This window comes from Collinsella sp. AM41-2BH (assembly GCF_003468085.1).
Classification (GTDB): domain Bacteria; phylum Actinomycetota; class Coriobacteriia; order Coriobacteriales; family Coriobacteriaceae; genus Collinsella.
On the sequence record NZ_QSGH01000016.1, the window covers coordinates 1 to 13,655 of the forward strand.

A 13,655-nucleotide genomic window follows, 5' to 3' on the forward strand; every position below is an offset into this window, starting at 1 on the left:
ACAGCATTGCCCAGTTGACAAAACTATAGGAACACCCCCCCCTCTGCATCGGTAACACAGAGCCCGTGCTAGACTTAGTTTTCAGAACATTCCGCAGACCAGGAAACCCCCTTATCCACAGCTCCGAAGGAGCAGGATAAGGGGGTTTCCATGGTCGAGGACGTTCTGAAAACTAAGTCCAGCACGGGCCCGGACAAACAGCCGACTACAGGTCGATGTGAGATTCCTTGATCGGGAACGGCTCGGCGAAGTGGCACGCGCAGCAGTGGCCCGGAGCGACTTCCTTAAACTCAGGAAGCTTCTCGGAGCAGATGCCCTGCGCGATCGGGCAGCGCGTGTGGAAACGGCAGCCGGTCGGCGGATCCAGCGGCGACGGCGGGTCGCCAGCGAGGATGATGCGTTTGCGGGTCTTCTGGATATCTGGATCGGGCACCGGCACGGCAGACAGCAGCGACTGCGTGTACGGGTGGTGCGGCTCACTGTAGAGCGTCTTCCAGTCCGAAACCTCGACCATCTTACCCAGATACATAACGGCAACGCGATCGGAGATATGCTGCACGACGGACAGGTCGTGGGCAATGAAGAGATAGGCCGTACCGAACTTGTCCTGAAGTTCCTTGAGCAGGTTCAGAACCTGGGCCTGAATGGAAACATCCAGAGCGGAAACGGGCTCGTCGCAGATGATCAGCTTGGGCTTCAGAGCGAACGCACGGGCGATGCCGACACGCTGACGCTGACCGCCCGAGAACTCGTGCGGATAGCGGTTGATGTGCTCGGGGTTCAGACCGACGACGTCCAGCAGCTCACGGACACGCTCAATGCGCTCCTCCTTGGTGCCCACGCCATGAATAGTCATGGGCTCGGAGACGATCTCGCCGATGGTCATACGAGGATTGAGCGAAGCATAGGGGTCCTGGAAGATGAACTGCATCTCACGACGCATGTCCTTGATCTCATGCTTGCTCATCTCGGCAACGTCTTTGCCCTGGAAGAACACCTTACCTGCCGTCGGCTTGGTCAGGCGCATGATGGTGCGGCCCGTGGTGGACTTACCGCAACCAGACTCGCCGACCAGGCCAAAGGTCTCGCCCGGATAAATCTCGAACGAAATGTCATTCACAGCAGAGACGACGCGCTTGGAAAAACGCTTGGCGAACATGCCGGACTCTGCGGGGAACTCCTTAGAAAGATGCTCGACCTTCAGCAGCGGAGTGCGCTCGTTATTGTCTGTCATTTACGCCTCGCCTCCCTTCTTGGAATCCTTGCGCGTGCGGGACGTCTCAGGGGCGTTCTTGAGGAACTCGGGGTCACCGGAATAATGGCACGCAGAATAGTGGCCGGACTCGGTGACAACGCGCTCGGGGCGCTGCTTGCGGCACTTGTCCGTCGCATAGGGGCAGCGAGGAGAGAAGACGCAGCCCTCGGGCAGGTTCATGAGCGAAGGCGGGTTGCCGTGAATCGGCGTCAGCGGCTTCTTCTCATCGATGGCCTGCTCCGGGATGGAGCGAATAAGACCCCAGGTGTAGGGATGGCGGCTCTCGTAGAAGATTTCCTCAGCAGTACCGAACTCGACGGGACGGCCGGCGTACATAACCATAATCTTATCGGCCATATCGGCGACGACGCCCAGGTCATGGGTAATCATAATAATGGCGTTGCCGTTCTTCTCCTGCATCTCCTGCATGAGCTCGATAATCTGAGCCTGAATGGTAACATCCAGAGCCGTCGTGGGCTCGTCGGCAATCAGGATATCGGGATCGCAGGCAAGAGCCATAGCGATCATGACGCGCTGACGCATACCGCCGGAGAACTGGTGCGGATACTCATTGACGCGCTTCTCGGGCTCGGGGATACCCACGAGGTCCAAAAGCTCGGTGGCGCGCTTGAGCGCCTCCTGCTTGGAGTAGCCACGGTGCAGACGAAGGCCCTCGCCCACCTGCTTGCCGATCTTATAGACCGGGTTCAAGGAGGTCATAGGATCCTGGAAAATCATCGCGATATCGTTACCGCGAATGTGCTGCATCTCTTCCTCGGTCATCTCGAGGATAGAACGACCGCGATAGCGAACGTCGCCGCCCTCAATCTTTCCCGGAGGCATCGAGATAAGACCCATGATGGTCATGGCGGTCACGGACTTACCGGAGCCGGACTCACCGACGACACCGAGGGTCTCGCCACGATCGAGCGTGTAGGAGACACCGTCGACAGCGCGAACAACGCCATCTTCGGTGTGGAAATACATCTTAAGGTCATCGACCTCGAGCAGATGCTGGCCCTCGGGAACCGGCTGGTCCTTCAGGTCCACATAGTTCTTGTTCTTCTTCATCCTTATGCGTCCTTCATCTTGACGTCGAGGGCGTCGCGCAAACCGTCACCCAGCAGGGTGAAGGCGAGCACCGTCGAGAGAATTGCCAGACCGGGCATGATCATCATCCAGGGAGCAGTCAGAAGATACTGCTGACCGTCCTGAATCATGGAGCCCCACGAAGGCGTAGGCGGAATAACGCCCATGCCGAGGAAGGACAGAGCGGACTCGGTCAGAATAGCGCCGCCGATGTTCATGGTCGCGTAGACCACGATGGAAGCAACGGAGTTCGGGAAGATATGGCGCATAACGATACGGGCATCGGATGCACCCATGGCACGGGCGGCGTCAACATAGTCGTTCTCTTTGACCGTGAGGATCGCGGATCTAAAGACGCGCGCAATCGAAGGCCAGCCGAGAATACCGATGGCGATGAAAACATTTTGAAGACCACGGCCGATAACGGCGATCATGGCGACGACGAACAGCACGTACGGGAACGCCAGGAAGATGTCCGCGCAGCGCATGATAATCGTATCCCAGATGCCGCCATAGAAACCGGCAAGGGCGCCCATGACCAGACCGATCACCGTGGAGATGGCGGTGGCCATAATACCGACGGAAAGCGAAACACGTGCACCGTAGATAACACGAACGAGAATGTCGCGGCCAAGGGCGTCGGTGCCAAACGGGTGCTCGGCACACGGAGCCAGCAGCGACGTCTCGGCCATGGTGGTCGAGTCGGAAGCCGTCGGCGAACCGAGCCAGGGCTTAGCCCACAGATCTGCGGTCAGGGCAACCAAAACGACGACGATGATCCAGCAGACACCGATAACGGCGAGCTTGTTCTTGCGAAGACGCTTAAAAGCGTCGCCCCACAGCGTGCGGGACTTGGCGGGAGCAGATGCGGCCTTGGTGGCGGTAGCCTGCTCCTGAGACTGAGAATCAGTTTCCTGCATGAGACGTACCTCCCTTAGGCCTTATCCGACGGACCGCCAAGGCGGATGCGCGGGTCGAGGAATGCATAGCTAATGTCGACGAGCAGGTTGATCACCATGACGACGACGACGATGAGCGTAACGCCGCCCATAACGATGGGCCAGTCACGCATGCTAATGGCGCGATAGACCTCATAGCCGATACCGGGCCAGTTAAAGACCGTTTCGGTCAGGATGGCACCCGAAAGCATGCCGCCAAAGTCGACACCAATATAGGTAACGACGGGGATGAGTGCATTCTTAAGCGCATGCTTGATGATGATCGCGCGATTGGAGAGACCCTTGGCCTTTGCCGTACGAATGTAATCTTGGTTCATGACGTCAAGCAGCTGCGAACGCATAATGCGGGCAGCATAAGCGGTCGAAACCGAAGCCAGCGTAATGGTCGGAAGCACATAGTGCATCCAATCCTGATACTGAGAGCTGGAACCGCCGGCACCCGAAATCGGCATGGAGAATGCGCCGCCGGTGACATCCTTAAGGATGACGCCGAAGAACAGCTGCAGCAGCATGCCGAGCCAGAAGGCGGGAACGGCAACGAGGATCGACGTGGTCAGCGTTACCAAAATATCCCAGAAGGAATAACGCTTTACCGCCGAAATGATACCCGCACCGATACCCATGATCGCCTCGAGCACGATGGCGCACGCGGCGAGTTTGACCGTATACGGATACTTCTGGGCAAAGATTTCCGTAACCGGCAGCTTGCGCTGGTACGAATTACCCAGATCGCCATGAAGCAGACCGTTCATGTAATACAGATAACGGTCTACAAGCGACGTCTGAACGGGATCGCCGTTCTCGTCAAGGATCGCGTTACCGTCCTCGTCCGTCTGGACCAGGTGATAGCGTACGCGAAGCTGAAGCTCTACCTCGGGGGACAGAGCCTTGTCTCCACCGATCAGCTTGATCGGATCTCCCGGCACGATATTCTGGAGGGCGAACAGAATCAGCGTGACGCCCAAAAACACCGGGATGAACTGAAGCACACGTTTAACGATGTACTTACCCATACCACTCCCCTATCTAGGGATTAACCTAAATGGGATGCCGATCGCCAGACCGGCATCCCAAAATTACCATCAGCCAGTTTACCCCAGGTTAGGGGGAACTGTATGTTTCCCATGAGGTCTACGTAAATACTTGACCCTCACGGAAGCTGCAAACTCTTAGGCGAGCTCAGCGGTACCCAGATCGGCGTGCTTCTGCGGATCAACGTAGAGGTACTTGACGCGGTCGGAGCCAGCGATGGTGTGCGTGTAGAACATCACCGGGATGACCGGGCAGTCGGCGGCGACCATGGCGTCGGCCTCCTGCATCTTGGCGATACGCTCGTCGTCGTCAACCGTGGCACGGGCCTCGTCAACCTTGGCGTCAAAGTCGGGGTTGCTGTAACCGGAGCGGTTGTCGCCACCCAGGGAGTCGGAGTGGAACAGCGGATACAGGAAGTTGTCCATGATCGGGTAATCGGCGATCCAGCCCAGACGGCCGAACTGATAGTTGAAGTTCTGATACTGCTCGAGCAGGGCAGACCACTCAGGGGTATCGGAGACGGCGGTGACGCCCACCTTGGCGAGGTCGCCGATGATGGACTCCATGATCTCCTTGTGGCCGCCGTCCTGGTTGTAGGACAGGGTCACATTGATGCCACGATCGCCGTTAGCGCCAGCGGGAGCGACCTTGTCGAGGTACTCGTTAGCCTTGTCGACGTCGTAGGCGCAGAACTCCCATGCGCCCTCCTTGTAGCCGGCGATTCCCGGAGGAACGATGCCGTCAGCGGGGGTACGGGTGCCCTTGAAGATGGTCTTGCAGATGGCCTCACGGTTGATAGCCAGGGAGATGCCCCTACGCAGGTCAGCGTTGTTGAACGGCTCGGCCGTGGTGTTGCACGTCAGATAGTACGTGGAAGGCTCGGAACCGAGCAGCATGCGCGCACCATCACTCATGGTGTAGCCATCCTTGGACTCGCCGCGGTCCTTCTTGGCGGCGTCGATCTGAGCAACGGGAACGTCGCAGACATCAAGGTTACCGGCCTGGAACTCCTTGTAAGCGGTCTCCACGTCCTTGATGACCTGGAAGTGGATGGCGTCGATCTTGGCCTTGTCGCCATAATAATCGTCGAACTTCTTGAGGTTGATCTCCTGACCATCCTCCCACTTACCGTCCATCATGAACGGGCCGTTGCCGACCGGGGCAAGATAGAAGCTCTTGACATCGGTCTCGGCGCACTCGGGAACCGGGGACAGAGCCGGGTGAGAGGCGACGAAGGGGAAGTCGGCGTAGGCAGAAGTCAGCTTGACGACGAGGGTCTCGTCATCCGGGCAGGTGACACCGGTCAGCTCGGTAGCCTTACCGGCAACCAGATCGTCATAGCCCTCGACCATGGAAAGGTGATAGGAGACCTCGGAAGGACCATACTCGGTAGCGATGGCCGACTTGGTGTTGACCAGGCGCTCCCAACCGAGCTTGAAGGACTTGGAGGTAACGTCGTCACCGTTATGGAACTTGGCCTTCTTGATCTTGAAGGTGAACTCGGTGGCGTCGTCGTTAGCCTCAAAGGACTCGCAAGCCAGCGGAACGATCTCGCCCTTCTCGTTATCGTACTCCGTCAGAGCGTCGAAGAGCTGGTACTCGACCTGAGTGCCCTGATCCTCCTGGACGTTGTAGGGGTCGATGCAGACCGGGTTGTTGATGTAGAAGTTCAGCGTCGAACCGGACTCAGAACCGGAAGCGTCGCCGCCCTTCTTGCCGCATGCGGCAAGAAAAGCCATGGAGCTCGCAGCGAGGGTGCCGCCAACAAAGGCGCGACGACCCATAACGGGCTGGTGGAACATAGAATCAGCCATGCCATCCTCCTTATGAGATAGGACAAAGTGAATTCGGCCGGGCAACGTCGAGACAGCCCAATCGAACCATTCAAACGCGGTCCGCTGTTATGGCTGGTTATGCAATGCGGGCCAACGTTTTGCAATACAGTAGCGCATTTTATGCACAATTTGGCGCTGATTCCGGTTAACGGTCGAGAATTTCTTTAGTTGGGCGAAGTATGTGGGGATATTTTGGCTCTGTTACAAGTCTGTAAACAAAAAGGGCCCCGCACATGCGGGACCCCTTACAAACGTATATACGCCGATGCTTAGTAGCCGACGATGCCCTGCGGGAAGAAGAACATGCACAGAACGACACACACAGCAAAAACGACGGCCATAATTACCGTCAGGCGATCGAGGTTCTGCTCCATGACGCCCGTGGCAGAGCTGGAGTTATACAGCGAGCTAGCGATCATATCCGAAACGCCGGTACCCTTACCGGAGTGCATCAGGACGAGAATCGTCAGCGCCACGGCAGAGATAGCCCAAACGACAAACAGAAGAATCTGGAACGGACCCATAGATAAGCTCCTTAATAGAACAATTTAAACTCCAGTACTGTACCACAACCTCCAACACTCCCCCATCCGCCATTTAGGGACGGGGTAGAAATGGCAGAAATACCAAAAAAGGGGTCGTCCGGTTGTGGACAACCCCCTTACTAGAAAACGGTATTTGTTTTCTATTAGGCCTCGGTGGCGAGTACGCGACCCGTCATCTCGGCGGAAGGCTCAATACCAGCCATGGTAAGCATGGTCGGAGCGATATCGGAAAGACGACCGTCCTCGATACCGGTGAGCTGTGCCTTCTCATCAACGATGATGAACGGCACGCGGTTGGTGGTGTGAGCCGTGAACGGATGCTTGGAACCGTCGGAAGCAACGTCAAACATGTGATCGGCGTTGCCGTGATCGGCGGTAATCAGCGCAAAGCCGCCCTTAGCGAGAATCGCCGGGACAACCTTGGACAGGGCATCGTCAACAGCCTCGACGGCCTTAACGGCAGCTTCGAAGACACCGGTGTGACCAACCATGTCGCAGTTTGCGAAGTTCACGATGTAGAAATCAGCGCGATCCTCGTTGATGGCGGCGACAAGCTTCTCGGTAACCTCGGGAGCGCTCATCTCAGGTTGCAGGTCGTAGGTAGCGACCTTGGGAGAAGCGACGAGCACGCGCTCCTCGCCCTCCTTGGGCTCCTCGATGCCGCCGTTGAGGAAGAACGTCACGTGGGCGTACTTCTCGGTCTCGGCGGTGTGCAGCTGCTTCAGGCCATTGGCGGCGATAACGTCGGCCAGAACGTTCTTGGGGAACGTCTTGGGGAAGGCGACCTCGACGTCAAACGTCGGGTCGTACTCGGTCATCGTCACAAAGTGCGAAAGCTTGATCTGCTCGCGCTCAAAGCCGTCGAACTCCTTGTCCGTGAACACGCGAGTCATCTGACGAGCGCGGTCGGGACGGAAGTTGAAGAAGATGGCCGCGTCGCCCTCGTGGATGCCCTCGTTGTGGGCAGCGAAGGGCTCGACGAACTCGTCGCCGCGCGGATCCTTCTCGTAGTAGGCCTTGATACCGGCAACAGGGTCGGTATCGGCATCGGACGCGTTGACCATGACGTCGTAGGCGCGCTGGATGCGCTCCCAACGGTTGTCGCGGTCCATGGCCCAATAACGGCCCGAGACGGTGGCAACGCGAGCGTCGCAACCGGTCTCCTCGGAGATCTTGGCCAGGAAGGCACAGAACTCACTCATGTAACCGGCACCGGACTGCGGGTCAACGTCGCGGCCGTCCATAAAGGCGTGGACGCGAACGGTCTTGACACCGTGCTCGGCAGCCATCTTGACCAGAGCCTCGACGTGGTTCATGTGAGAATGAACACCGCCAGGGCTCATAAGGCCCATGAGATGAAGGGTCTTGCCGTCAGCCTTGACATCGTCCATAGCCTTGACGAAAACCTCGTTCTTGGCGATGGAGCCGTCCTTGATGGCATTGTTGATGCGCGAAAGCTCCTGGAACACGATGCGGCCGGCACCGATGTTGAGGTGACCCACCTCGGAGTTACCCATCTGGCCGTCGGGAAGGCCCACGTCCTCGCCCGAAGCACCGAGCGTGGTGTGGGGGTACTTCTCGTACAGGCTATCAAGGAAGGGCGTCTTGGCAGCGGCGACGGCGTTCTCGCCATCGGCCGGAGCCAGGCCGCAACCATCCATGATGATCAGGAGTGCAGGAAGATGACGCTGTGCCATATGTCCTACTCGCCTGCCTTGACGACCATAGAGGCGAAGTCGGCAGCCTTGAGCGAAGCGCCGCCCACGAGGGCGCCGTCAACGTCGGGCTTGGCGACGAGCTCGGCAATGTTGCCAGGCTTAGCGGAACCACCGTACAGGACACGGATGCCGTCGGCGAGCTCCTCACCGAACATCTCCTTAAGGGTCTCACGGATAGCGCCGCAGACCTCCTGAGCGTCCTCGGCGGTAGCGGTCTTGCCGGTGCCGATGGCCCAGATGGGCTCGTAGGCGACGACGACCTGCTTGGGGCAGGTGATCTCAAGACCAGCAAGACCAGCCTTGACCTGGTTCACGACGTGCTCGACATAGGTGCCGGCCTCGCGGACCTCAAGGGACTCACCGCAGCAGAAGACGGGAACAAGACCGGCGGCAACGAGGGCCTTGGCCTTCTTGTTCTGATCCTCGTCGGTCTCGTGGAAGTAGTCACGACGCTCGGAGTGACCGATGATGCAGTAGGTGCAGCCAGCGGATTTGAGCATGTCGCAAGAGGACTCACCGGTGAAGGCACCCTTGGCCTCCCAGTACACGTTCTGTGCACCGAGGGCGATGGGGGCAGCCTGAATACGGTCATGAACCGTGGTGATGTCGATGGTCGGAGGGCAGACGAGCACCTCGACGCCAGCCGGAACCTCGGGCAGAGCCTGGGCCAGCTCGTCGGCGAGCTTGGCGGCCTCGGCGACGTCGTTGTTCATCTTCCAGTTACCAGCGATAAGAAGGGTGCGATTAGGCATCGAGAAGCGCCTCCACTCCGGGCAGGGCCTTACCCTCGACGAGCTCCATGGAAGCGCCACCGCCGGTGGAGATCCAGCTCATCTTGTCGGCCAGGTTAAACTTGTTGACGGCTGCGACGGAATCGCCACCACCGATGATCGAGGTGCAGTCGGCCTCGGCAACAGCCTCAGCGATAGCCTGGGTGCCGTGAGCGAAGTTGTCGAACTCGAAGACGCCCATGGGGCCGTTCCAGAACACGGTCTTGGCGCCCTTGACGGCCTCGGCGTAGAGCTCCTCGGTCTTGGGGCCGATGTCCATACCCTCACGGTCGTCGGGGATAGCGTCGGAAGCGACAACCTCGGGGACAGCGTCCTCACCAAAGTGATCGGCAACGCGGTTGTCGATGGGGAGCAGGATCTTGACGCCCTTCTCCTCGGCCTTCTTGAGCATCTCGGCAGCGCGCTCGACCCAGTCCTCTTCCTTGAGGGACTGACCGACGGACAGGCCCTGAGCCAGGAAGAAGGTGTAGGCCATGCCGCCACCGATGATCAGGGTGTCAGCGGAGTCGATGAGGTGATCGAGAACGCCGATCTTGGAGGAAACCTTGGAACCGCCGACGATAGCGACGAAGGGGCGCTCGGGCTCGGCGAAGATGCCGGTCAGCGTGTCGACCTCCTTCTCGAGCAGGAAGCCAGCGACGGCAGGCAGGTAAGCGGCGGGGCCCACGACGGAACCCTGGGCGCGGTGGGCGGTGCCGAAGGCATCGAGAACGAAGACGTCACCATAGGAAGCGAGCTTCTTGGCGATCTCGGGATCGTTCTTCTTCTCACGCTTATCGAAGCGGACGTTCTCGAGAACGAGGACCTTGCCCGGCTCGACGGCGGCAACGGCCTCGGCGGCCTTCTCGCCATACGTGTCGGCAACAAAAGCAACGTCAAGGCCAGAGAGCTCGGCGAGCTTCTTGGCGACGGGCTCGAGGGAGAGCTCGGGCTGGAAGCCAGTGCCCTCGGGACGGCCGAGGTGGCTCATGAGGATGACGCGAGCGTTGTGCTCAACGAGGTAGTTGATGGTGGGCAGGGCAGCCTTGATGCGGGTGGTGTCGCCAACGACGCCATCCTTGATAGGCACGTTGAAGTCAACGCGGACGAGAACGCGCTTGCCGTCGACATCGATGTCGCGGACGGTCTTCTTGGTAAAGGCCATGTTTGCTTCTACCTTTCGTACGTGTCTGCCTCCCATTACGGCAGACGATTTCCTATAAAAAGGGCGCGACCCTAGGGTGTAAGCCCTATAAGGCCGCGCCCTTCTTTAGACGCTCAACGAGCTATTCGCTAAAAGCTAAATTAAGCAACGAACTTCTCGAAGTACTTGATGGTGCGGACCATCTGAGAGGTGTAAGAGTTCTCGTTGTCGTACCAAGAGGTGACCTGAACGAGGGTCTGGCCGTTGCCGAGATCAGAGCACATGGTCTGAGTGGCGTCGAAGATGGAGCCGTGGGTCTCGCCGATGATGTCGGTGGAGACGATGTCGTCCTCGTTGTAACCGAAGGTCTCGGAGATGGTGGCAGCGTAGGCCTTCATAGCGGCGTTGACCTCGTCGACGGTGACCTTCTTGTCAACGACAGCGTAGAGGTTGGTGATGGAGCCGGTCGGCGTCGGGACGCGCTGGGCGGCACCGATGAGCTTACCGTTGAGCTCGGGGAGAACCAGGCCGATAGCCTTGGCAGCACCGGTGGTGTTGGGGACGATGTTGACGGCGCAGGCGCGGCTACGACGCTTGTTGCCCTTGCGCTGCGGGCCGTCGAGCGGCATCTGGTCGCCAGTCCAGGCGTGAATGGTGGTCATGATGCCGGACACGATGGGAGCGAAGTCGTTCAGACCCTTGGCCATCGGGGCGAGGCAGTTGGTGGTGCAGGAAGCGGCGGAGATGATGTTGTCCTCAGCGGTCAGCGTCTCGTGGTTGACGTTGTACACGATGGTGGGCAGATCGCTGCCGGCCGGAGCGGAGATGACGACCTTCTTGGCGCCAGCGTTGATGTGGGCCTGAGCCTTAGCCTTGCTGGTGTAGAAGCCGGTGCACTCGAGAACGACGTCGACGTCGAGGTCGCCCCAAGGCAGGTTATTGGCGTCGGCCTCCTTGTAGATCTTGATCTCCTTGCCGTCAACGGTGATGGAATCCTCGCCAGCAACGACCTCGTGATCGCGAGCGTAGTTGCCCTGCGTGGAGTCGTACTTCAGCAGGTAAGCGAGCATATCGGGAGAGGTGAGGTCGTTGATAGCGACGATCTCGGAGCCCTCATGACCGAACATCTGACGGAAAGCCAGACGACCGATGCGACCGAAGCCGTTAATAGCAACCTTTACTGCCATTGTGTCTCCTTTCGTAAGGCCCCCGCAAGCTACAGCGCCTGCCGTTGAGGCCCACAAACTAACCACTCGCCTAATATACCTTTTTTTGGACTTGAATTTCACGAGAATGCTCGAAATTGAAAATCAAATTTACGTTAAAACGTTTTAAAGAATAAAACAGCAGTTAAATCCGCATATACGCCAATACTTTAAACTACCTGTTTGCTTCAATGAGCTTTTCAAGCCTCAAAACTCGATGGTAGAGGGCCGACTTTGACAAGGGAGGGTCAGCCATCTCCCCCAAATCACGCAGCGACAGATCGGGATAGCGCTCGCGCAGGTCGCAAAAGACCGCCAAGGCATCCGGAAGCGCATCGCGAAGGCCACGCTGCTCGAGCTCATCGATAAGCGCAAGCTGATGTTGGGCGGCACCGGCGCTTCTGGTCTGGTTGGCGAGTTCGGCGTTCACGCGACGGTTCACATCGTTCTTAACCAACTTGACCGCACGCGCCTCCTCAATCTCGGCAACACTGCGCTTGGCACCAATCAGCTTTAATAGATGCTCGATTTCCTCGGCGCTCTTAATGTACACGGCATAAGACCCCCGCCGTGCATTAACACGCGCATGGACCCCAATCTGCTCCAACAGATCGCAAAGCCCCTTGGCATATTGCTCACCCTGTACCGCGATCTCCAAATGAAAATCGCCGCGTGGATCGGCCACGAAGCCGCCCGCGATGAGCGCGCCGCGGATATAGGCAAGTCTGCAGCAAGGACGGGCAACGATATGCCGGGGCACGCCGGCGACAAGTCCTCCCCTCCGGTCGAGGATACCCAGCAGCACCAGAGCCTTATCCAAATCGGGCTGATCGGGCAAGGTGATGAGATAATTTCGAACCTTATGCAATACAGATTTGCGGACGGTGAACTCCGTTTTGAGTTTAAGGATGCGATGCGTCAGCGTGATCATCGTGCGCGCGACGGCTCCCGTCTCAGTCGCAACCGTCAAACGATACCGCCCAGAGCCGGTAAGCGAGAGCGTACCACTCACGCGCGTGAGGGCGGCAAGCGTCGACAAGTCGCAGTATTCACATTCGGGTTCGCAGCGCGCAAGCTCGTCACGCACCTCGGCGGTAAACGACATGCAGGCCTATGCTTTCGTGTTGGCGCGCGACAAGTCGCGATGGGAAATGCTCACGTGATACTGGGCGCCTTCCAAATAACGTGCCGTGGCCTCGGCGATGGCAACGCTGCGGTGCTGACCGCCCGTGCAACCGATGGCAATAGAAAGCTGCGGCTTGCCCTCCGCGATATAGCCGGGCATGACCGTATCGAGCAGCTGCGTCCAGGCCTTCCAGAACTCCTGGGTCTTGGGATGGTCCAGAACAAAGTCGGAGACTTTCTTATCGAGACCGGTCATGGTGCGCATCTCGGGATCGTAGAACGGATTGGGCAGGAAGCGAACGTCGATCATAATGTCCGCCTCGACGGGCATACCGTGCTTAAAGCCAAACGAGAACACGTGAACGTCCATGAGCTGCTGGTCGGACAACTCGGAGAACGCCATGCGCAATTTATTACGCAGGGCAGAGGTGCGCAGACGGCTCGTGTCGATGATCATATCGGCTCGATCGCGCACACCCCGCAGCTGCAGACGCTCCCGCTGAATCGCATCGGCCGTAGTCTCCCCCGGCTTGGCAATGGGATGGCGGCGGCGGTTTTCGCTATAACGACGGATCAGCACCTCGTCAGAGGCCTCGAGAAAAACGATGTCGCAGCTCATCTCGCGCTCCTCGAGTGCGGCAACGGCATCGAGCAGCTCATCGAACAAGCCCTGGCTGCGCAGGTCGCAGGTGACGGCAAGGTGCCTACCCACGCCCGTATTGATGCCAACGAGCTCGGCAAGCTGGGCAATCAGACGCGGAGGCAGGTTATCAATGCAAAAATAGCCCATATCCTCGAACACGTGCATGGCCTGTGTGCGGCCCGATCCGGACATTCCGGTGATGATGACGATATCGGGGATGCGCTCCGAGCGCTCCGCCGCATCCATGGCATCTCCCTTTTGCATGTGTGCCTCCTAAAACAAGCGCGGGACCCGGCCAGCGGATCCCGCGCGATCAATTGCCTTTATTGAGTATA

At 58.6% G+C, this 13,655-nt stretch carries 12 protein-coding genes; all 12 read right to left on the reverse strand.

The features are described 5' to 3' along the window. Window positions 1-205: 205 nt before the first annotated feature. Window positions 206-1,234 (reverse strand): ABC transporter ATP-binding protein, encoded by a 1,029-nt coding sequence (locus DW899_RS08230; protein WP_117564866.1) that lies wholly within the window; start codon window positions 1,232-1,234, stop codon window positions 206-208. Continuing rightward, on the reverse strand, window positions 1,235-2,326 hold the full coding sequence (locus DW899_RS08235) for an ABC transporter ATP-binding protein (RefSeq protein ID WP_117564867.1): 1,092 nt from the start codon (window positions 2,324-2,326) through the stop codon (window positions 1,235-1,237). It abuts the gene before it with no gap. A gap of 2 nt (window positions 2,327-2,328) precedes the next feature. Next, window positions 2,329-3,264, reverse strand: a complete 936-nt coding sequence (locus DW899_RS08240; protein ID WP_117584279.1) for an ABC transporter permease — start codon at window positions 3,262-3,264, stop codon at window positions 2,329-2,331. Window positions 3,265-3,278: 14 nt separating this feature from the next. Next, window positions 3,279-4,316 carry an ABC transporter permease gene (locus DW899_RS08245; RefSeq protein ID WP_117800622.1) on the reverse strand — a complete coding sequence of 346 codons (1,038 nt, stop codon included), beginning with the start codon at window positions 4,314-4,316 and terminating at the stop codon, window positions 3,279-3,281. Window positions 4,317-4,472: 156 nt separating this feature from the next. Continuing rightward, on the reverse strand, window positions 4,473-6,149 hold the full coding sequence (locus tag DW899_RS08250; protein WP_117648301.1) for an ABC transporter substrate-binding protein: 1,677 nt from the start codon (window positions 6,147-6,149) through the stop codon (window positions 4,473-4,475). A 290-nt stretch (window positions 6,150-6,439) separates the two neighbouring features. After that, on the reverse strand, window positions 6,440-6,694 hold the full coding sequence (gene secG, locus DW899_RS08255; protein ID WP_117776111.1) for a preprotein translocase subunit SecG: 255 nt from the start codon (window positions 6,692-6,694) through the stop codon (window positions 6,440-6,442). Between the two features lie 164 nt (window positions 6,695-6,858). Next, window positions 6,859-8,412, reverse strand: a complete 1,554-nt coding sequence (gene gpmI / locus DW899_RS08260; RefSeq protein ID WP_117800623.1) for a 2,3-bisphosphoglycerate-independent phosphoglycerate mutase — start codon at window positions 8,410-8,412, stop codon at window positions 6,859-6,861. 5 nt (window positions 8,413-8,417) lie between these two features. Next, complete coding sequence (tpiA, locus tag DW899_RS08265) at window positions 8,418-9,185, reverse strand: triose-phosphate isomerase (RefSeq protein WP_089572945.1); 768 nt, start codon at window positions 9,183-9,185, stop codon at window positions 8,418-8,420. Further along, a complete protein-coding gene (gene pgk / locus DW899_RS08270; RefSeq protein ID WP_117800624.1) occupies window positions 9,178-10,368 on the reverse strand; it encodes a phosphoglycerate kinase in 1,191 nt (396 codons plus the stop codon). Before pgk ends, tpiA begins: the two co-directional genes overlap by 8 nt. Before the next feature lie 140 nt (window positions 10,369-10,508). Continuing rightward, a complete protein-coding gene (gene gap / locus DW899_RS08275) occupies window positions 10,509-11,534 on the reverse strand; it encodes a type I glyceraldehyde-3-phosphate dehydrogenase (RefSeq protein ID WP_022094880.1) in 1,026 nt (341 codons plus the stop codon). A 193-nt stretch (window positions 11,535-11,727) separates the two neighbouring features. Next, complete coding sequence (gene whiA / locus DW899_RS08280) at window positions 11,728-12,657, reverse strand: DNA-binding protein WhiA (RefSeq protein WP_117800625.1); 930 nt, start codon at window positions 12,655-12,657, stop codon at window positions 11,728-11,730. Between the two features lie 6 nt (window positions 12,658-12,663). Then, entirely contained in the window at window positions 12,664-13,584 is a 921-nt protein-coding gene (rapZ, locus tag DW899_RS08285; protein ID WP_117638000.1) for an RNase adapter RapZ, read from the reverse strand. Window positions 13,585-13,655 lie beyond the last annotated feature (71 nt).

Coding starts and splice junctions, on each gene's coding strand:
- DW899_RS08230 (WP_117564866.1), bottom strand. CDS start 1,234: ATGACAGACAATAACGAGCGCACTCCGCTGCTGAAGGTCGAGCATCTT.
- DW899_RS08235 (WP_117564867.1), bottom strand. CDS start 2,326: ATGAAGAAGAACAAGAACTATGTGGACCTGAAGGACCAGCCGGTTCCC.
- DW899_RS08240 (WP_117584279.1), bottom strand. CDS start 3,264: ATGCAGGAAACTGATTCTCAGTCTCAGGAGCAGGCTACCGCCACCAAG.
- DW899_RS08245 (WP_117800622.1), bottom strand. CDS start 4,316: ATGGGTAAGTACATCGTTAAACGTGTGCTTCAGTTCATCCCGGTGTTT.
- DW899_RS08250 (WP_117648301.1), bottom strand. CDS start 6,149: ATGGCTGATTCTATGTTCCACCAGCCCGTTATGGGTCGTCGCGCCTTT.
- secG (WP_117776111.1), bottom strand. CDS start 6,694: ATGGGTCCGTTCCAGATTCTTCTGTTTGTCGTTTGGGCTATCTCTGCC.
- gpmI (WP_117800623.1), bottom strand. CDS start 8,412: ATGGCACAGCGTCATCTTCCTGCACTCCTGATCATCATGGATGGTTGC.
- tpiA (WP_089572945.1), bottom strand. CDS start 9,185: ATGCCTAATCGCACCCTTCTTATCGCTGGTAACTGGAAGATGAACAAC.
- pgk (WP_117800624.1), bottom strand. CDS start 10,368: ATGGCCTTTACCAAGAAGACCGTCCGCGACATCGATGTCGACGGCAAG.
- gap (WP_022094880.1), bottom strand. CDS start 11,534: ATGGCAGTAAAGGTTGCTATTAACGGCTTCGGTCGCATCGGTCGTCTG.
- whiA (WP_117800625.1), bottom strand. CDS start 12,657: ATGTCGTTTACCGCCGAGGTGCGTGACGAGCTTGCGCGCTGCGAACCC.
- rapZ (WP_117638000.1), bottom strand. CDS start 13,584: ATGCAAAAGGGAGATGCCATGGATGCGGCGGAGCGCTCGGAGCGCATC.